This window comes from Thalassobaculum sp., assembly GCF_040219615.1.
Lineage (GTDB): Bacteria > Pseudomonadota > Alphaproteobacteria > Thalassobaculales > Thalassobaculaceae > Thalassobaculum_A.
Genome location: NZ_JAVJSE010000038.1, coordinates 124,198 through 143,146 on the forward strand (window position 1 = coordinate 124,198; position 18,949 = coordinate 143,146).

17 protein-coding genes and 1 tRNA gene are annotated in these 18,949 nt (G+C 71.7%); 8 read left to right on the top strand and 10 right to left on the bottom strand.

The window, feature by feature from the left end; genetic code table 11:
• Positions 1–7: 7 nt before the first annotated feature.
• The 5 genes from RIC31_RS19390 (at position 8) to RIC31_RS19410 (ending at position 3,481) form a co-directional block, all read left to right on the top strand.
• The gene (locus RIC31_RS19390) at positions 8–376 is read left to right on the top strand and encodes a hypothetical protein (protein ID WP_350111620.1); all 369 of its coding nucleotides are present in this window, start codon (positions 8–10) and stop codon (positions 374–376) included.
• Between the two features lie 29 nt (positions 377–405).
• Positions 406–2,064 (top strand): M48 family metalloprotease, encoded by a 1,659-nt coding sequence (locus tag RIC31_RS19395; protein ID WP_350111622.1) that lies wholly within the window; start codon positions 406–408, stop codon positions 2,062–2,064.
• A gap of 151 nt (positions 2,065–2,215) precedes the next feature.
• On the top strand, positions 2,216–2,941 hold the full coding sequence (gene gph, locus RIC31_RS19400) for a phosphoglycolate phosphatase (protein ID WP_350111624.1): 726 nt from the start codon (positions 2,216–2,218) through the stop codon (positions 2,939–2,941).
• Positions 2,942–2,959: 18 nt separating this feature from the next.
• Positions 2,960–3,034 (top strand) — tRNA-Val (locus RIC31_RS19405).
• 105 nt (positions 3,035–3,139) lie between these two features.
• Positions 3,140–3,481 (top strand): type 2 periplasmic-binding domain-containing protein, encoded by a 342-nt coding sequence (locus tag RIC31_RS19410; protein ID WP_350111626.1) that lies wholly within the window; start codon positions 3,140–3,142, stop codon positions 3,479–3,481.
• 12 nt (positions 3,482–3,493) lie between these two features.
• Here the strand turns inward: RIC31_RS19410 and RIC31_RS19415 are convergent, their stop codons facing one another.
• The 6 genes from RIC31_RS19415 to RIC31_RS19440 are packed head-to-tail and all read right to left on the bottom strand — an operon-like array spanning position 3,494 to position 11,084.
• On the bottom strand, positions 3,494–4,876 hold the full coding sequence (locus RIC31_RS19415) for an FAD-dependent oxidoreductase (protein ID WP_350111628.1): 1,383 nt from the start codon (positions 4,874–4,876) through the stop codon (positions 3,494–3,496).
• On the bottom strand, positions 4,876–5,487 hold the full coding sequence (locus RIC31_RS19420; RefSeq protein ID WP_350111630.1) for a cysteine hydrolase family protein: 612 nt from the start codon (positions 5,485–5,487) through the stop codon (positions 4,876–4,878). The genes RIC31_RS19415 and RIC31_RS19420 overlap by 1 nt, the downstream gene beginning before the upstream one ends.
• A 2-nt stretch (positions 5,488–5,489) precedes the next feature.
• Positions 5,490–7,559 (bottom strand): hydantoinase/oxoprolinase family protein, encoded by a 2,070-nt coding sequence (locus RIC31_RS19425; RefSeq protein WP_350111632.1) that lies wholly within the window; start codon positions 7,557–7,559, stop codon positions 5,490–5,492.
• A 3-nt stretch (positions 7,560–7,562) separates the two neighbouring features.
• Positions 7,563–9,305, bottom strand: a complete 1,743-nt coding sequence (locus RIC31_RS19430) for a hydantoinase B/oxoprolinase family protein (protein WP_350111633.1) — start codon at positions 9,303–9,305, stop codon at positions 7,563–7,565.
• Positions 9,302–10,198: an isocitrate lyase/PEP mutase family protein gene (locus RIC31_RS19435; protein WP_350111635.1), complete on the bottom strand. Its 897-nt coding sequence runs from the start codon at positions 10,196–10,198 to the stop codon at positions 9,302–9,304. Before RIC31_RS19435 ends, RIC31_RS19430 begins: the two co-directional genes overlap by 4 nt.
• A complete protein-coding gene (locus tag RIC31_RS19440; protein WP_350111637.1) occupies positions 10,185–11,084 on the bottom strand; it encodes an isocitrate lyase/PEP mutase family protein in 900 nt (299 codons plus the stop codon). Before RIC31_RS19440 ends, RIC31_RS19435 begins: the two co-directional genes overlap by 14 nt.
• Before the next feature lie 109 nt (positions 11,085–11,193).
• On the opposite strand from RIC31_RS19440, the gene RIC31_RS19445 reads away from it, so the two are divergent.
• Positions 11,194–12,618, top strand: coding sequence for an acyclic terpene utilization AtuA family protein (locus RIC31_RS19445; protein ID WP_350111639.1), 1,425 nt, complete (start codon positions 11,194–11,196; stop codon positions 12,616–12,618).
• On the top strand, positions 12,618–12,953 hold the full coding sequence (locus RIC31_RS19450; RefSeq protein WP_350111641.1) for a DUF4387 domain-containing protein: 336 nt from the start codon (positions 12,618–12,620) through the stop codon (positions 12,951–12,953). The genes RIC31_RS19445 and RIC31_RS19450 overlap by 1 nt, the downstream gene beginning before the upstream one ends.
• A gap of 170 nt (positions 12,954–13,123) precedes the next feature.
• On the opposite strand, the gene RIC31_RS19455 is transcribed toward RIC31_RS19450, so the two are convergent.
• The 3 genes from RIC31_RS19455 to RIC31_RS19465 are packed head-to-tail and all read right to left on the bottom strand — an operon-like array spanning position 13,124 to position 15,682.
• Positions 13,124–13,840, bottom strand: a complete 717-nt coding sequence (locus RIC31_RS19455) for a GntR family transcriptional regulator (protein ID WP_350111643.1) — start codon at positions 13,838–13,840, stop codon at positions 13,124–13,126.
• Positions 13,841–13,885: 45 nt separating this feature from the next.
• Complete coding sequence (locus RIC31_RS19460; protein WP_350111645.1) at positions 13,886–14,800, bottom strand: polysaccharide deacetylase family protein; 915 nt, start codon at positions 14,798–14,800, stop codon at positions 13,886–13,888.
• Positions 14,801–15,682 carry a polysaccharide deacetylase family protein gene (locus RIC31_RS19465; protein ID WP_350111647.1) on the bottom strand — a complete coding sequence of 294 codons (882 nt, stop codon included), beginning with the start codon at positions 15,680–15,682 and terminating at the stop codon, positions 14,801–14,803.
• A 254-nt stretch (positions 15,683–15,936) separates the two neighbouring features.
• Here RIC31_RS19465 and RIC31_RS19470 point away from each other — a divergent pair, with 254 nt between their 5' ends.
• Positions 15,937–17,331, top strand: a complete 1,395-nt coding sequence (locus RIC31_RS19470; RefSeq protein ID WP_350111649.1) for a dihydroorotase — start codon at positions 15,937–15,939, stop codon at positions 17,329–17,331.
• Positions 17,332–17,527: 196 nt separating this feature from the next.
• Here the strand turns inward: RIC31_RS19470 and RIC31_RS19475 are convergent, their stop codons facing one another.
• Positions 17,528–18,910 carry a nitroreductase family protein gene (locus RIC31_RS19475; protein WP_350111651.1) on the bottom strand — a complete coding sequence of 461 codons (1,383 nt, stop codon included), beginning with the start codon at positions 18,908–18,910 and terminating at the stop codon, positions 17,528–17,530.
• Between the last annotated feature and the right edge of the window lie 39 nt (positions 18,911–18,949).

Consider the following 18,949-nt stretch of genomic DNA (forward strand, 5'->3'; position numbering starts at 1 on the left):
GGGGGACATGTTGCGAATCCTTTGTCTGGCGATGGCTATCCTGACGGTCGTCGCGTTCGCACCGGACGGCCATGCGGAAATGCCGAAAGTCGTGGGGGTCCGGGGCAGCGGCATCGAGCTCTACGAGGACGCCGGGCTCGGCGTGGAAGCCGGCAAGCTCAGCCGGTCCGAGGCGACGGCCAACATTGGAAAAATCGAGGTCGTCGATCACAGCCCAGATGCCCTGAAGATCAACTACTCCGGTAAGGAGTATTGGGTGAAGCGCGGCCAGATCCGCCTCGATCGCCCGACCGACTACGCCACCGACTGCTCGCAGAAGCTGGCCGGGGTGAGCACCGGTGCGAGCCGCGGCATCGGCGGCAGCTGCAAGAACTGACGGTCGCGCGTCGAACGCCGGAGGATACCATGGCCCCATCCCGACCCCGCGTTCCGGGTTCGGCCGCCCTGACGGTCGCCCTGCTGCTGGCCCTCGCCGCCCCGCCCGTCGCCGTCGCCGGACCCGGCGACGAGGCGATCGAGACACGCCCGGCGCCGAGCGAGGGCTCGTCCAAGAGTGGAACCTTCCTCGATGACTGGTTCAGTTCGAGCAAGCCGGCCATCGAAAGGTTCGAGCGGCCCACCGACGGCTACGGCGCGCTGGTGGCGCAGCGTGCCATGTCGCTGACTTTGGAGCGGTCGCGCGGCTACGGACTGCTCGCCGAGCCGGTGAGCGAGGAGCAGATGAATGCCGTGCTGCGCCGGATCATGGTCGCCAACGGCTTCGGCGACCTGGCGGCGAAGGTCTACCTGCATGCCGACCGGACGTTCAGTGCCGTGACCACCCCCGACGGCGGCATCTACGTGAACATCGGCATGGCCACCAACCTGCGCTTCGAGGACGAGTTGGCCTTCCTGCTGGCGCATGAGCTGTCGCATTTCCTGCTGAGGCACCACGAGAGCGACTGGTTCGTGAAGTCCCAGCACGGAATGCTGGCCAGCATCGAGACCCTCAAGGAGGTGTCGGGCGAGCTGCAGCGCCTGGGTGCCGGACGGGCCGGCGGCGAGATGGACGAGCGCCTGCAGAAGGCCAACCAGGTCGGCGCGGTGTTGTTCGACCTGTCCAATGTCGTGATTCACCCGGCCTGGGGGCGCGAGCAGGAGGACACCGCCGACCGTCTCGGGATCGATATGATGGTCGCTGCCGGCTACAACCCGTACTACGCCGAGGATGTACTGCTGGAGATCGGGCGCTACGAGGAGGCGCTGCGCGCTGCGGCCGCCGAAGGCGGCGGCGACCTGGGGCTGAAGAGCCTGGAGGCCTTCGGCGTGACACCCTCCAACGATGCCGAAGCCTCGCTGTTCTCCGAGATCAGCAAGGGCGTCGCCAAGGCGGTCGGCGAGATCGGCAGCGACCACTACCCGGCCGACGAGCGGATCGAGACGGTTCTGAAATACATCGAGAAGTTCCATCCGAACCCGCCGGAGGACGCGCCGCGGCCGCTGTCGTGGACCGAACAGCCCTCGCACCCGCTGTCGGAGGTCAATCAGAAATACATCCTGTCGGAGCAGGCGATGTCGGCCTTCAAGGCCGGCGAGGAGAATCGCGCCCTCAAGCTGATCCGCGAAGCGGTCAGCGGGGTCACCAAGAGCCACGCCTTCCCCCGCCTGGTGTTTTTCGAGATCCGGCGCGAACAGAAGCAGCTCGACAATGCGCTGCTCAATCTCAAATACGCCTCGGAAGGCGCGGAAGTGCCGCTCGCCGTGTACGAGTGGCGCCTCGATGTCGAGCAGGAACGTGGAAGATGGCAGTCCGTGCTCGACCTGATCGACGAGGCCGAGCGGGTCGTCGGCCCGAGTCCGTCGCTGCTGCCGCACCGGATACTCGCGCTCCGCGAACTCGGCGAGCGATCCAAGGCGGCAGAACTCCGCCGGACCTGCAAGTTCGACTTCCCGGTGCTCGAGAAGAGCTGCGATGCAGCCGCCGAAGGCAAGCGTCCGAAGGGGCCGCCGATCGACCGCGGCGAACGTCGCGGGAAGTCGAACGCGGGACTGTTGCCGGCCGCCGCCAAACGCAAACCCCGGTAGAGCCGAGCCCCCGAACCACGCCCCCGGACCACGCCCCCGGACCACGCCCCCGGATCACGCCCCCGGATCACGCCTGCGAACCACGCCCTTGCGGACCGGCAGAGGCTCGCCGACACTGCGGCTCGCCCACCCCTCCCGGAGCCGCCCCGACATGCCCTCGCCCGCCCGCTTCGCCGGCCGCCCGGTGGACGCCGTCGTGTTCGACCTGGACGGCACCCTGATCGACAGCGCCGAGGACCTGGGCCGCGCCGCCAACCGGCTGCTGGCCGAGGAGAGCCGCCGGGCGCTGTCGATGGCGGAGGTCCGCAGCTTCATCGGCGACGGCGCCCGGGTGCTGGTCGAGCGCGCGATGGCGGCGACCGGGACGGCGGCCGGCGGCGAGGCCCTGACCGATCTCACCACCCGGTTCATCGCGCATTACGAGTCCGACCCGACCGCCGCCACCACCGTGTACCCGAGCGTGCCGGAGACCCTGACGGCGCTGCGCCGGGCCGGGCTTCGGATCGCGGTCTGCACCAACAAGCCGCAGCACGCGACCGGGTCGGTGCTCGGCGTGCTCGGCCTCGCCGACCTGGTCGACGCCGCTGCCGGGGGCGACCGCTTCCCGGTCCGCAAGCCGGACGCCGGCCACCTGCTCGGCACCCTGGAACTGATCGGCGTGGCGGCCGGCCGCGCGGTCATGGTCGGCGACAACGAGCACGACGCGGCGGTCGCCCGGTCCGCCGGCACCGGGGCGGTCCTGGTCACCTACGGCTACGCCCGCAGGCCGCTCGCCGAGATCGACGTGGACGCCCGGATCGACCGCCTGGACGACCTGCTCGAACTTCTCGGACTGGCGGCGGCATCGGCCGTTGACAAGCCCGCCCCCCGACCGTAGAAACCGGTCTCCCTGGGCGGGCGCGTAGCTCAGCGGGAGAGCACTACGTTCACACCGTAGGGGTCGCTGGTTCAATCCCAGCCGCGCCCACCATCCTTCCCCGTCGTGACGACATTCAGGCGAAGCCGGTCCGGCTTCGCCGGCCCCCTGGCGTCGGTAACGGTTCGTCAACACTTCGGCGGCTACCGTTCCGACGCCATGATCTCGCTCGTCACCATCACCTGGTTCGCACCGGACGGCACGCGGCCTCCGCAGCCGGCCGACAGCCCGGTTCCGGCCGCCCAGTGGGCGGCGATCGCCCGCAGCCGGCACGGCTGGGTACAGCTGGAGGTGCGCGACCGCGACGCCTCGCTGAACTACGACCCCGGCCGGGTCTCGCCGGATGCGATGCGGGCCGCAGAGCGGGCGCTCGACCGTCTCGGCCCCGTGCCGGCCTCGGTCACCCTGGTCGAGTGGCATGGCGAGCAGGTCACCCGGCGGGTGCTGTCCCGGCTCGACGCCGACGACAGCGATCTCTACGCCGGCCTCGCGAGCTTCTGAGAGGCTCGCCGGCTACGGCCGCGACGCCACCGTCCCGCAGATCCGCCCCAGCACCGCCGCCGACAGCAGGCCGTTGCCCGACAGGTAGCCGAAGCCGGCGCTGCCCGACAGCCCGCGGGCCGCGCCGCCGCCGGCATACAGGTTCGGCATCCGCCGTCCGTCGGCCCGCAGCACCCGGCCGTCCGGGTCGACCGCCAGCCCGCCCTGGGTATGGAACAACGCGCCGGTCACCTTGACCGCGTAGTACGGCGCCTGCAGGCCCGGCTTCCCGGTGAAGTCGCGCCCGAACGGGTCGGTCTCGCCGGCGACGCCGCGGGCGGCCTGTTCCAGCGACGCGGCCAATGCCTCGGCCGGCAGGCCGGTCGCGGCCGCCAGCTCGGCCACCGTGGCGCCGCTGCGCACGGCGCCCGCCGCCTCGGCCTCGCGGTAGTCGTCGAAGTCGCGGCCGAGCGCATGCAGGCGGGCGTCGTAGACGTTCCAGGCGACGGCACCCGGCTGGGCGATCACCGCCGCCGCCTGCTCGGAGTATCCCAGATGCTCGTTGGAGAACCGCCGGCCCTCGGCGTTCACCTGGATGCCGCCCTCCATCATCAGCGCCCAGGTGATCAGGATGGCGTGCGGCTCGGCCAGCGAGCCATGGCCCTGATAGGCCCCCATGTCGGCGAGCTGGGCGCCCAGCGCCTCGCCCCAGGTCACCGCGTCGCCGACATTGCCGGCATGGCCGTGGTAGCGCGCGCCCGCCATCTCCGGGATGAAGCGGCGGACCATCTCGGGGTTCCCGCCATAGCCGTTGCAGGCCAGGACCAGGCGGTCGCAGCCGACCCGCTCGACCGTGCCGTCGGGCCGGCCGTAGGCGAGCCCTTCGATCCGGCCATCCGGCCCGGCGAACAGGTCGGTCACCCGGGCCTCGGTGACCATGTCGACGCCGGCCTCCTCGACGGCCCGCGACAGCGCGCCGATCAGCTCGGCCCCGGTCCGGCTCGGCGGGGCGTGCATCCGCATCACCGAATGGCCGGGATACAGGAAGCCGGTGACCAGCGACAGCGGCACCCGCCAGCGGTCGGCCAGCCACTCGACGGTCGCGCCCGAGGCCGCGGTCACCGCCGCCACCACCGCCTGGTCGGCGGCGTCGTGGTTCTTAGCCATGATGTCGCGGGCGAACAATTCGGGGCTGTCCTCGACCCCGTGCTCGGCCTGGAACCGGGTGCCGGCGGCCGGGATCATGCCCGACGACATGGCGGTCGAGCCGCGCGGCACGGAATCGCGCTCCAGCACCAGCACCCCGGCCCCCTGCTCGTGCGCCGCCAGCGCCGCCGTCAGCCCGCACGCCCCGGCCCCGACGATCACCAGCGGGACGGAGACGTCGAACGCCACGTCGGCCGGCAGCACCGCCATCAGCGGGCTCCCGCCAGCATCGCCGTCACCTCGGCGCAGGTCGCGGTCTCGGAGACCGTGGCGATCGAGCCCATGGCGACCTCGTGGATCGCCGGCTTGAACGCCGCGCAGCCGTCGGACAGCACGACCGTGTGCAGGTCGCGGACATGGGCGTCGCGGACCGTCGACTCGACGCCGCCGTTGGTCACGATCCCGGCGACCACCAGGGTGTCGATGCCGGCCTTGCGCAGCACCCATTCCAGCCGGCTCATGTAGAACGCCGAATAGGCCACCTTCTCGACCTGCAGGTCGGCCGGCGCCAGCTCGTCGATCAGGGCGTGGCCGAAGCTGCCGGGCGCGAAGTCGCCCTTGCGCAGGAACGGCCGCAGCCGCTTGAGATGCGGCGAGATCATCGGCTCGCCGCCCCTGGCCGGCACCAGGGTGAAGTGGGTCGACACGATCCAGCCGCCGGCCGCCCGCATGGCGTCGGCCACCGGCTTCAGCCGGGCCGGCAGGGCGGCGATCGCCTCGGCCACCGCGCCGCCGCGCGCATAGGCGCCGTCCGGATGGATGAAGTCGTTCTGCATGTCGCCCAGCAGCAACGCCGTGCGCGCGGGATCCAGGGCGTGCATGGTCAGCTCTCCTTGCGGGTGACGACGAGGTTGCCGAAGCGGTCGACCGCGGCCTGCAGGTCGGGCTCGACGAACACCGTGGCGTCCGGCTGCTCCAGCACCGCCGGCCCCGGGACCGTAGCACCCACCGGCAGCTCCAGGCGGGCATAGACCGCCGCGTCGTGCCAGGCGCCCTCGACATAGACCGGGCGGGTCCCGGTCCGGGCCGCCTCGACCGTCAGGCCGGCCTTCGGCGCCAGCAGCGCCAGGTCGAACTTCGGCCGCGCGCCGATCGCCGACACCCGGACGTTCAGCACCCGCACCGGCACGCCCTCCAGCAGCCGGCCGTAGGCCTCGCGATAGGCGGCGTCGAAGGCGGCGCGCATGCCGTCGCGGGAAACCCCGGTCCGGCCGTCGACCAGGGTCAGGTCCAGCGGCACCGCCACCGTGTGGGTCTGGCCGAGATACAGCATGTCGGCCTCGAACTTCACCATCGTGCCCTCGAACGACACCCCGGCCCGGTCGAGCAGCGCCAGGCCCTCGCCGGCCATCTCGGCCAGGGTGCCGTCGAGCGCGGCGAGGTCGAGGCCGTCGAGCAGCGCGTTGACGGTGCGCACCTGGTCGTGGCGCATGTCGGCGATCACGCAGCCGAGCGCCGAGGTCACGCCCGGGAACCGCGGCACCAGAGCGCTGGCCAGCCCGACCTCCTTGATCAGCGCACCGGCGTGCAGGGCGCCGCCGCCGCCGAACGGCATGGCAGCGAAGTCGCGCGGGTTGTAGCCGCGCTCGATCGAGATCAGCCGGACCGCGCCGGCCATCCGCGAGTTGGCGACCCGCACGATCGCCTCGGCGGCGGCCATGTCGTCGAGCCCGAGCGGCTCGCCCACGTGAGCCCGGATCGCCGCCTTCGCGGCCTCGACGTCCAGCCGGGCCAGCTTGCCGCCGATCGGCCGGTCGGCGTTGATCCGCCCCAGCACCACATTGGCGTCGGTGACGGTCGGGCGGTCGTTGCCCTGGCCGTAGCACACCGGGCCCGGGACCGAACCGGCGCTCTCCGGGCCGATCTGCAGCAGCCCGCCTGGATCGACCCAGGCGATCGAGCCGCCGCCGGCGCCGATGGTGGTGATCTCGATCATCGGCGTGCGGATCACCATGCCGAAGTCGATGGTGGTCTGCGGCGACAGCATGCCGGCGCCACCGGCCACCAGCGAGACGTCGAAGCTGGTGCCGCCCATGTCGCAGGTGATGATGTTCGGGAAGCCGGCGCTGTCGGCGATGTAGGCCGCCGCGATCACCCCGGCCGCCGGGCCGGACAGGGCGGTGCGCACCGGCCGGCGCCGGGCCTCGGCGACGCTCATCACCCCGCCGTTCGACTGCACGATCAGGAACTCGCCGCCGAAGCCGCCGGCCGCGAGGTCGGCGCCCAGCTTCTCCAGGTAGTCGCCGACCACCGGCTGCAGGTAGGCGTTCAGTGCGGTGGTCGAGGCCCGCTCGAACTCGCGGATCTCCGGCAGGATCTCGTGGCTGACGGTGACGTGGGCGTTCGGCCAGACCGCGCGCACCGCCTCGGCCGCCACCCGCTCGTTCGCCGGGTTGGCGTAGCTGTTGACGAAGAACACGCTGACCGCCCGGGCCCCGGCGTCGCGCAGCGCCAGCGCGGCACGGCGCACCTCCTCGGGGTCGACGGCGGTGTGCACGGTGCCGTCGGCGAGCGTGCGCTCGGCCACCTCCAGGCGCAGGTCGCGCGGCACCACCGGGGTGAAGCTGCCCCACAGGCCCCAGGTCTTCGGCCGGTCGCGGCGGCGCATCTCCAGCACGTCGCGGAAGCCGGCGGTGGTGATGACGCCGGTCCTGGCACCCTTGCGCTCCAGCAGGGCGTTGGTGCCGACCGTGGTGCCGTGCACCACCGTGGCGATCCTCCCGAGGTCGTCGAGCTTGCGGCCGATCCCGTCGAGGAACCCCGCCGCCTCGTTGCCGCGGGTCGACGGCACCTTGGCGACGTCGAGGGTGCCGGTCGCCTCGTCGACGAAGAACAGGTCGGTGAAGGTGCCGCCGACGTCGACGCCGATCACGTAGGAGGGTTTCGCGGTCATCGTTCAGGCCATCCGGGTCCGCAACTCGGCCGTCCGGCCCTCGTCGACCGCGCCGTCGGCGGTCAGCGCCACGCCGTAGCCGGCCTCCGCCGCCGCGCGGCTGACATAGCCGAGGCGCACGTCCTCGGCGACCTTGGCAGAATCGCGTTCGCGGGCCGGGCCGTAGCCGCCGCCGCCGGGCGTCTCCAGCCGGACCCGCTGGCCGCGCCTGATCCTGATCCCAACCATCTTGGAGGCCATGGGCGGCGTGTGCTCGCCGTCGTCCTGCTGATAGATGAAACGGTTGAGGGCGGCCGGCGCGCCGCCAACCACGCCCTGCGGCGCGTACCTGCCGCGCTCGCCGAACAGGAACACGTCGGCGTTCTCCTCCAGCAGCTCGATCTCGTAGATGGCACCCAGCCCGCCGCGGCTGCGGCCGGGGCCGCCGCTGTCCGGGCGCAGCGCCCACTGGGTGAACATCACCGGATAGGCCGCCTCCAGGATCTCCATGGGCGGGATCGTGGCGGTCGAGATCGGCGCGTTGCCGTGGTTCAGGCCGTCGCCCTCCGGATGGCCGCCATGGCCACCGCCGAAGAACGAGAACATCACCCAGCGCCGCCCGTCCCGGCGGTGGCCGGCCAGCGACAGCGCGTTGATGGTGCCGTAGGCGCAGCCGTTGACCCGCTCGGGCGCGCAGTGCTGCAGGGCGCCGAACACCACGTCGATCATCCGCAGGATGGTTTCGGTATAGCCGCCGACCGGCTTCGGCGCGGTCGCCGCCATCAGCGAGCCGTCGGGGATCACGAAGCGAATCGGCTCCAGCACCCCGGCATTCGCCGGCACGTCTCGGAACACGTGCTTGAGGGCGACGTAGCAGGCGGCGATGGCGGTCGAGCGGGAGATGTTGACCGGCCCCAGGCAGGCCGGCGCGGTGCGCGAGAAGTCCAGGGTCATCTCGTCGCCGGCGACCACGATGTCCAGGCCGACCCGCAGCGGCTCGTCGACCGCGCCGTCGTTGTCGAGCCAGTCGTCGCAGGACCAGGTGCCGTCCGGCAGCTCGGCGATATGGGCGCGCATCAGCCTGGCCGCCCGGGCCCGCAGTTCGCCCATGGCCTGGCCGACGGTCGTCGCGCCGTATTCGTCCAGCAGCCGGTCGAGCCGGCGGATGCCGAGGTCGAGGGCGTTGACCTGGCCGTTCAGGTCGCCGTACAGGCTGCCCGGTAGCCGCGAGTTGGCACGCAGGATATCGACGATGTCGGGCCGGAACTCGCCCTTCACGTACAGCTTCACCGGCGGGATCAGCATGCCTTCCTGGAAGCACTCGGTGGCGACCGGGTTGTAGTTGCCCGGCACGTTGCCGCCGACGTCGTGCCAGTGGCCGACCGAGGCCAGGTAGCAGAACAGCCGGCCGTCGCGGAAGTATGGGCGGACCAGCTTGAAGTCCGACAGGTGGGTGCCGCCGTCATAGGGGTCGTTGAAGATGTAGACGTCGCCGTCGGCGAGGTCGCCGTCACGCGCCGCCTTCTCGATCACCGCCTTCACGGCGAACGCCATGGCGCCGACGAAGATCGGCAGGCCGGACTTGCCCTGCACCAGGGTCTCGCCGGTCTTCGGGTCGTACAGCCCGTGCGAGGCGTCGTGGGCCTCGGCGATGATCGGGTTGAAGGCGCTGCGGAACAGGGTTGCGTCCATCTCGTCGGCGATCTGCTCCAGGCGGCCCTTCAGCACCGCCAGGGTGACCGGGTCGATGGCGGTGGTCTCGGTCACGCGTCGCCTCCGAAATTCGAGCCGTCATACTGCCTGCCGCGCGCCAGGTAGCCGGGCGTGCCGATGATCTCGTTCAGGCCGTCGAACAGGTTCATGCGGTCCAGGAACGGCCCTGTGCCACCGTGCTCGCGCAGACTGCCGTAGTATTCGGCGAGCAGCCGGGACAGTGCCCGCACCGTGCCGCCCGGGAAGATCGCCAGCCGGTAGCCGATCGCCTGAAGCGCGGCGGCGTCGAGCAGCGGGGTCCGGCCGCCCTCCACCATGTTGGCCAGCAGCGGCACCTTGTCGCCGAACCGGGCGACGATGCCGTCCATCTCGCCACGGTCGCGCGGCGCCTCGACGAACAGCACGTCGGCGCCCGCCTCCAGGTACAGCCCGGCGCGGTCGAGCGCGGCGGCGTAGCCCTCGACCGCGATCGCGTCGGTGCGGGCGACGATCAGGAAGTCCTCGCACTTGCGGGCGTCGACCGCCGCCTTGACCTTACCCGCCATCTCGGCGGCCGGCACCAGGGTCTTGCCGGCCAGGTGGCCGCAGCGCTTCGGCATCGCCTGGTCCTCGAGCTGGATCGCCGCCGCACCGCAGCGCTCGAAGGTCCGGACCGTGCGGATGACGTTCAGGGCGTTGCCGAAGCCGGTGTCGCCGTCGACGATCACCGGGGTCGCCACCCGGTCGCAGATCGCGGTCAGGGTCTCGGCGACCTCGGTCATGCCGAGCAGGCCGATGTCCGGCGAGCCGTAGCGCGTGTAGGCGATCGACGCGCCGGACAGGTAGAGGGCGCCGAACCCGGCCTGGCTGGCGATCAGGGCGGACAGCGCGTCGTAGATGCCCGGCGCCACCACCAGGGCATCGCCGGAAAGCTGGTAGCGCAGGCTGCCGGTGTCACTCGACGGCATATCGCTTCTCCAGCGCGTCGTAGGTCGCCTTGTCGACCAGGCGCTGGCGCTCGCCGAAATCAGCCAGCCGGTCGCGCACCGCGTCCAGGCCGCCGTCGCGCCGGAGGGCGCCCAGCACCTCGCTCATCGCCCGCATGGCGGCCTGCAGCGGCGTGTTGGCGTACAGCACCAGCGCGAATCCGATCTCCGCCAGTTCGGCCTGCGGCAGCAGCGGCGTGCGCCCGCCGACCACCATGTTGGCGACCTGCGGCACCGCCAGGCTGCGGGTGATCGTTCGCATCTCCTCGACCGAGACCGGCGCCTCGACGAAGGTCAGGTCGGCTCCCGCCTCGATGTAGCGCTGGGCACGCTCGATCGCGGCGTCCATGCCCTCGATGGCGCGGGCGTCGGTGCGCGCCATGATCAGCAGGTTCTCGTCGTCGCGGGAATCGACCGCGGCCTTGACCTTTGAGACCATCTCGCCGACCGGGATCACGCCCTTGCCGTCGAAATGCCCGCATTTCTTCGGGAACACCTGGTCCTCGAGCTGCAGGCCGCAGGCGCCGGCGCGCTCCAGCAGGCGCACCGTGCGGCGGGTGTTGATGGCGTTGCCGAAGCCGGTGTCGATGTCGACCACCATCGGCAGCGACGAGATCTCGCCGATCGCCTCGACCGTCTGCACCAGCTCGGTAAGCGTCACCAGCCCGATGTCGGGCACGCCCAGCAGGGTGTTCGCCAGCCCGGCGCCGGTGACGTACAGCGCATCGAAGCCGGCGTCCTCGATCACCCTGGCGGTCAGCGCGTTGGCGGCCCCCGGCACCAGCAGGGCCCGGCGTTCCTCGACCATGGCCCGAAGGCGCCGACGCCGGTCCTTCGGCCGCAAGGCCGCGGGGTTGTCCTCCGCCATGCTGTCCTCCTGCCTCGATGTCCGTCCCTCGCCGCCGGCGACGCGGGCCGCCCCGGCATTAAACGACGCCCGCCATTTCAGTCAACTGTTGACAGTTTCGGAATCCACGATGGACGATCCCCGGATCACCGATGCAATCCGCGACGTGCGGGAAAGGAACAGGGTGGCCACCGCCAGCAAGGCCTGCCGGATGCTGTCGACCAGCGGGATACTCGGCTACGGCTTTCCCGAGAGCTCGCTCGAGTCCGGGATGCGGCGCGGGGTCCATATGCTCGGCGTCGACGGCGGCAGCACCGATCCCGGGCCGCACTATCTGGGCTCCGGCAAGACCCTGAACTCGGCCCGCGCCATGCGCCGCGACCTGCAGCTGATGCTGCTGGCCGCCCGCCGGCACCACGTCCCGCTGGTGATCGGCACCTGCGGGGGCGCGGGCGGCACGCCGCATCTCGAGGCGGTCGCCGGTATCGTCCGCGGGCTCGCCCGCGACTTCGGCCTGCGGTTCCGGCTCGCCACCATCGAGGCCGAGCAGGACAAGGCAGCGCTGGTCCGCGCCCACGGCGACGGCCGGATGGCCCGGCTGACCGGCGGCCCGGCGCCCGACCCGGCGGCGATCGGCCGGTCCGAGCGGGTCGTCGCGATGATGGGGGCCGAGCCGTTCGCGGCCGCCCTCGACGGCGGCGCCGACGTGGTGCTGGCCGGCCGCTCGAGCGACCCCGCGCCCTGGGCGGCGATGGCGATGCGCGCCGGCCTGCCCGCCGCGCCGGCCTGGTACGCCGGCAAGATGCTGGAATGCGGCGCCACCCCGGCGGTGCCGAAGGGCCATGACTGCCTGCTGGTCGACGTCGACCGCGACGGCGTGGTGCTGGAGCCGGCGGCGGCGGAGCGGCGCTGCACGCCGTCCTCGGTCGCCAACCACAGCCTGCACGAGAACCCCAGCCCCTGCATCCACGTCGAGCCGGGCGGCATCCTCGACACCACCGACTGCCGGTTCGAGGCGGTCTCCGACCGCGCCGTGCGGGTGTCCGGCATGACCTGGGACCCGCAGCCCTACACCGTGAAGCTGGAGGGCGCCGAACTGGCCGGCTACCGGGCGATCACGGTCTGCGGCACCCGCGACCCGCTGCTGGTCGCCACCCTCGACGACTTCCTGGCGCGGGTCCGCGAGGCGGTCGCGACCAAGGCGGCGGCGCTCGGCATCGCGGAGGACGGCTACCGGCTGATGGTGCGGCGCTACGGCATCGACGGGGTCATGGGCGCGGCCGAGCCGGTGCGCGACGCCCGGCCGCACGAGGTCGGCTTCGTGATCGAGGTGGTGGCGCCCGACCAGGACACCGCCGACGCGGTGCTGGCGCTGGCCCGGGTCACCATGCTGCATACCGACTTCCCGGGCCGGCTCTGCCGCGAGGGCAACATGGCGTTCCCGTACTCGCCGTCCGACATCGCGGCCGGGCCGGTCTACCGGTTCTCGGTGTTCCAGACCATGACCGTCGACGACCCGCTGGCGCCGTTCCCGATCACCTACGAGGACCTGTGATGGCCGCGATCCGGGACATCGCCAAGGTCTGCAAGAGCAAGAACGCCGGGCCGTTCCAACTCACCGTCGACGTGGTGTTCGAGACCCGCGCCCAGTACGACGCGGTGGCGGCGACCGGCGTGCTCGGCCCGGCGCTGATCGCCCGGCTGTACGGCGTGCCGGAGGACGAGGTGCTGTTCACCCCCTACCCGGCCGGCCTGGCCTTCAAGGCGACCATCCCGCGCGCGATCCCGGCCGGCGACCTGGGCGACACCGACGTCTACGGTTGCCAGCAGCACGCCCCGCTGCTGGACGTCGACATCCCGGTGAACGACTGGCCGGACGCGGGCAGGTGAGACGTCGGGTTCCGAGCCTAGCCCCACCAGGCCCTTCGTGGCCCTTCGCTTCGCTCAGGGCACCTCAGGGCGACAGAGATGGGGCGGCTGCCGCTTTCATTCTACCCTGTCGTCCTGAGGTGCGCGCCGTGCAACGGCGCGCCACGAAGGACAGGGGGCAGGGCTCCGCCTCACGCCACCTCGACCGCGGCCTCGCCGGTGGCCGACGCGCTGTCCGCCATGTGGCGCTCCAGGCTGGCGCGGCTGCTCTGGATGTGGGCGCGCATGGCGGCCTCGGCGGCGTCCGGGTCGCGGGCCTCCAGCGCCGCCAGCACACGACGGTGCTCCTCCAGCGCCTGGGCCGGCCGGCCGGGCCGGGTGCTCAGACGCTGGCGGTACAGCCGCAGCAGCGAATACAGCTCCTCGTCGAGCATCTGCACCAACCGGTCGTTGCCGCTGGCGCGCACGATCCGGTAGTGGAAGTCGAGGTCGCCGCCGCCCTGGAAATAGCCGCGGCCGCTGATCACCGCCTCGTCCTCGGCGTGCTGTTCCAGCATCCGCTGCAGCTTCTTCAGCTCGGCCGGCTTGATGCGGGTGGCCGCCAGCCGGCAGGCCATGCCCTCCAGGCTCTCGCGGATCACCATCAGGTCGATCAGCTGGTCGTTCTGCAGCGAGATGACCCGCGCCCCCTGGTTGGCCACGCGCTCGACCAGGTTGCGGCCCTCGAGCCGGCCGATAGCCTCGCGCAGCGGGCCGCGGCTGATGCCGTAGCGCTTCGCCAGCGTGGTCTCGCTCAGCCGCTCGCCGGGCTTGAGCTCGCCGGTCATGATCGCCTGCTCCAGCCGCTCGAAGGCGAGGGCGGACAGGTTCGCCGAGACCAGGGGCTGCAGGTTGTCGGAGTTCGCCAAGTGTCGGTTTCCTCGCTGTCGCTGGGTCTCTTCCGGCGCCCGATGTCAGGCGCCGGCGGCCTCTTTCGTTCTCATATGCGTCGCGACCTCGCCGAGCGTCGCCTGCCACAGGCTGTCGAAGCCGGCGATCCGGTCAAGCGCCTCGTTCAGGTAGCGGATGCGGTGCGGCATGCCAATCAGCCATGGATGCAGTCCCAGCCCGAAATAACGGCCGGAGCCGGCCGCTTCCTCGTGCAGCACCGACAGCGCCTCCGCCACCAGGGCCGGATAGCGGTGGCTGAAGACCCGGCGATGCCACAGCAATTGTACATCGTCCCACTCCGCCTGACACGGGATCGAGACCAGCGCCGGCTCCGTGGTCATCCGGTAGGGCTGGTCGTCGTTCGGCCAGTCGGCCACGTAGTCCAGGCCGGCCTCCGCCAGCAGGCGGGGCGTGCGCACGGTCTCGCCGAAATCCTGGGCGACCCAGCCGCGCGGCCGGCTGCCGGTGGCCGCCGCCACGGCGTCGACCGATCGGGCGATCAGCTCGCGCTCGCGCGCCTCGTCCAGCTTGGCGGTCACCATCCGGGTGGCATGGGTGGCGTGCGCCGCAAACTCCCAGCCGCGCCGCAGGCACTCCTCGACCAGATAGGGATAGCGCTCGCAGGCCGCGGCGTTCGCCGCCACGGTCGGGCGGATGCCATGGCGGTCGAGCGCCTCGAACACCCGGAAGATGCCGACCCGGTTGCCGTATTCCCGCAGCGTGTAGGCCCGGTAGTCGGGCCGGAAGTCCCCCATCGGGTCCTTGAAGCGCGGATCGCGCACCGCCGAGGCCGGTGGGTCGAGCTCCCAGTGCTCGAGGTGAAGGGTGACCGTGAACGCCACCCGGGCGCCGCCCGGCCAGCGCAGCGGCGGCCGGTCCGGCAGGGCCGAGAACGGGTACAGGTCGTGGTCCATGCCCGGGGCGCGATAGGACGGCATCTAGTTGCCCTCCACCGTGGACTGCTGGGAAATGTACCAGTCTGCGATCTGGCTGCCGGTGGCCAGCCACACGCCGTCGCGCTCGACGATGTGCCGGAGCGCCCGCTCCAGGTGCCGGATCCGGTGCGGGTGTCCCATGATGTACGGGTGCAGGGCGATGCAGACGACGCGGCCTTGCTCGCCGCCCTCGTCCCACAGGGTGTCGAAATGGTCGGTGATCATGCGCGCGAAGTCCTCGCCCTCGAACGGGTGGCGCCAGACCATCGCGTCGTTGACGTCCATCTGGTACGGCACGGTCACAAGGCGACCGCTGCGCACCGCCATCTCGGTCGGCTGGTCGTCGTGATACCAGTCGCAATAGTAGGTGATGCCGGCCTCGGCGACGAGGTCGGGTGTGTTGTGGGTGAAGGTGGCGGCCGGCGAGAACCAGCCCCTGAGCTGCTTGCCGGTGAAGCGGCGGTAGGTCGCGACGCAGTCGGCGATGATTGCCCGCTCGTCGTCCTCGGCCATGCCCCAGTGGTACTGGGTGTTGTAGACGCCGTGGCACAGCACGTCCCAGTCGCGCTCGACCATGGCAGCCATGATCTCGGGATAGTGCTCCCAGTTCGCCATGTTCAGGGACACCGTGCAGGGAATGCCGAGGCGGTCGGTCACCTCCATCATGCGCCACAGCCCGACCCGGTTGCCGTAGTCGCGGGTCCCGTAGCCGAGCACGTCCGGATGCGGCATGCGCGGCCACGGGTCGCGCGGGCCGATCGGGTCCGGCATGTACTCGTAGTGCTCGACGTTCGGCACCACCCAGACCGCGACGCGCGCGCCATCCGGCCAGCGCAGCGGCGGCCGGGTCACGATCGGCGAGTACGGCACGCGGTCACGGATCATGGCGGGGCTCCGGGAGCAGATCGCTTCGACGGCGACGGCATCGGGTGGGTTCCGGCTCGATCCGGTCCGCTCCCGCGGCCCGCCTCGTCCGGAATGACGAAAGGAGGAAGGTCGCCTCGGCTTCCCCTCCCGTCGTCATTCCGGGCCGGCGCGCCGGTGGCGCGGCGGAGCCGGAACCCATGGAGCGACGGGCATCGGCAAACGCCGGTCGCCGCAGGGACCGAAGGCATCGAACCATCGAGGGAGACAACGACATGACCAAGGTTGACCTGCGGCTGGCGGGCGGCGAGGTGCTGCTGCCGGGGCTGGGGTTCCGGCGCGTCGACGTGCTGGCGGCGGAGGGCCGGATCCTGGCGGTGACCGAGCCGAGCGCCGGCCCGGAGGCGGCGGAGACCGTGGACGTCGCCGGCCTGACCGTGCTGCCGGGGGCCTGTGACGTGCACCTGCATCTCGGCCACGGCAGCGACATCGCCCGCCCGCGGGTGCCGTCCGACGCCGACACCGAGACCGCGGCGGCGGCGATCGGCGGGGTCACCAGCTTCATCCCCTATGTGATGAGCCCGACGCCCTACGGCCCGCTGTTCGACGAGCTGAAGGCAGTGACCGAGGCCGGCGCCCGCATCGACTTCGGCTTCCATTTCGTCATCAGCACCGACGAGCAGCTGGCCGAGCTGCCGCGCTACATCGCCGAGTTCGGCGTGCCGACCGCCAAGCTGTTCATGAACATCCGCGGCGACGAGGGCAAGCGGCTCGGCCTGCCCGGAACCGACGACGGCTTCCTGTTCCGGCTGCTGGAGGTGCTGCGCGACCACGGCGGCATGCTGTGCCCGCACCCGGAGAACATCGAGGTGGCCTGGGTGCTGCGCGACCGGGTGCTGGCCGCCGACCCGGACGGCAGGGACGGCCTGGCGAGTTGGAACGCGACGCGCCCGCCCTTCGTGGAGGCCGACGCGATCCGCCGCGCCACTTACTTCGGCCGCGTAGTGGGCGCCCCGGTCTACACCGTGCACACCTCGTCGGCCGAGGCGCTGGCGGCAGCGATCGAGCAGCGCCGCCAGGGCAGCCGGGTCACCATCGAGACCTGCACCCACTACCTGACCCACGACACGACGAGCGCGTGCGGCACCCTGGCCAAGGTCAACCCGCCGCTGCGCGAGCCGGCCGACCGCGAAGCGCTGTGGGAGGGCATCCGGCGCGGCGAGATCGACACCGTCGCCACCGACCACATCCACCGGCCGGTGACCTCGAAGGACGGCGGCATCTGGAAGGCCCAGCCCGGCTTCCCGGGCCTCGACGCCTTCCTGCCGGCGCTGTTCAGCGAGGGCCATCACCGCCGCGGCATCCCGCTCGAGCGGCTGGCCGCGATGGTCACCTCCAGGCCGGCCGACGCCATGGGCCTGGCGCCGCGCAAGGGCCGGATCGCCCCCGGCGCCGACGCCGACTTCAGCATCCTCGACATGAAGGCGAAGTGGACGGTGGAACGCGGCGGCCTCGCCACCGACGCCGGCTACTCGGTCTATGAGGGCCAGGAGATGCTGTGCCGGGTGGTCCATACCGTGGTGCGCGGCCGGTTCGCGGTCCGCGACGGGGCGCTGGCCGACGACGCGCGCGGCACCGGGCGGTTCATGGCGCGCAGGCTCAAGGACTGACGGAGCGGTGGGTGGGTTCCGGCTCGACCGCGCCGCGGGCGGCGCGTCCGTCCGGAATGACGACGATGGGAGAGACGCAGCCCGCCGACCCTCTTCCTCCGTCGTCATTCCGGACCGGAGCGCCAAAGGCGGACCGGAACCGGAACCCACGAGCCGACCTGCGCCGTCCGCTCCCGATCCCGTCAAGGCGCTTCCGTCACTCACGGCGCCACCGACCGGCGAACAGCCGCCCGGACAGCCGGGCCGGGCCGGTCAGCACGGCGGCGTCGTGGCTGGTCCCGCTGCCGATGCCGACCGCCTGCTCGACCGCGAAGCGCTCGCCCAGCCAGCCCTCGACCGATGCTGCCGGTATCGGCTGGAACGGCCCCTGGTTCGGCACCTGGGCGCGCGACTCGACCTCGGCCCAGTGCCGGCCGTAGGCGGAGTCGCGGTTGCGGACGCTGACCGTGACGTGGCCGCCGGGCCGCAGCACCCGCCGCACCTCGTCGAGCACGGCCTCCGGATCCGGCATGTGCTCGAGCACCTGCGGCAGCACGACCGCGTCGATCGTGCCGTCCGCGTAGGGCAGCCGACCGTCGGCGAACAGATCGAGGGACACCCGGTCGAGCGGCAGCCCCTCCTGCCGGAAGCGCTCCTCCACGAAGGCCAGGTTGTGCGGTGACAGCTCGGCCAGGTGCAGATGCACGGACGGCGGCAGGCGGTGGCGCAGCTCGACGCTGTAGGTGCCACCCCACGGCATGATCTCGACGACACGGCCGTCGCCCGCCGGCGCCGGCAGCAGCTCGAGTTCGACAGCGGTCGCCTCGCCCTGGCGGCGGGAGACATAGACCCCGGCCAGCGGCGACTTGGCCCACACCGAGTAGCCGCGGAAGTCGGCGATCTGGCCCCAGTCCCATTCGGCCGGGTCCCAGACCGCGAACGGGTTGTCGTCGTTGCGGATGGCGAAGAACGGATACTCGTCGGCCGGCTTCGCCGGATACCGGGTCACCGCCGGGCGCTCAAAGCGGTTCCAGGAGTGGACCTGCCCGAACGGCCGGCGCGGCGCCTTCATGGCCGGTGCCGACGGCTTCGGCCGACCGATCGCCAGCGCGCCCTGGATCTCGAAGGTCGGCGGGACGCCCAGCATGTCCGCCAGCGCCGCCTTGTCGCCGATGCCGGCGTTCCAGATCGCCGAGAAGCCGCGCAGATGCGCGCTCAGCATCATGTGGTAGGCGGCCCCGGCGACCGACTGCACGACCGAGAAGTTGCCGTGGGTCCAACCCTTCTGGAAGCACAGGTAGATCAGTGCCGAGCACTCGGCGAAATGGTGGTTGCCGCCGGAGATCTCCCAGGCCCGGCGCTTCAGCGCGCCGTCGTCGACCACGATGAAGTGCCATTGCTGCTGGTTGCAGGAGGACGGCGCCTCGGTGCCGTCGGCCACGATCCCGGCCAGCACCGACCGGTCGATCGGGCTGCCGTCGAAATCCCGGCACGAACAACGCTCGGCCAGCACGTCCAGGATCGCCCGCCAGTCCTCCCGGCGCGGCAGATCGGTCGCATTCGGGGTCGGGGACGACCGTTTTGCGGCTGATTCGGGCAAGCGGGGGCTCCGTCGCGTTTGGGCCTTCACGGGCCTGCG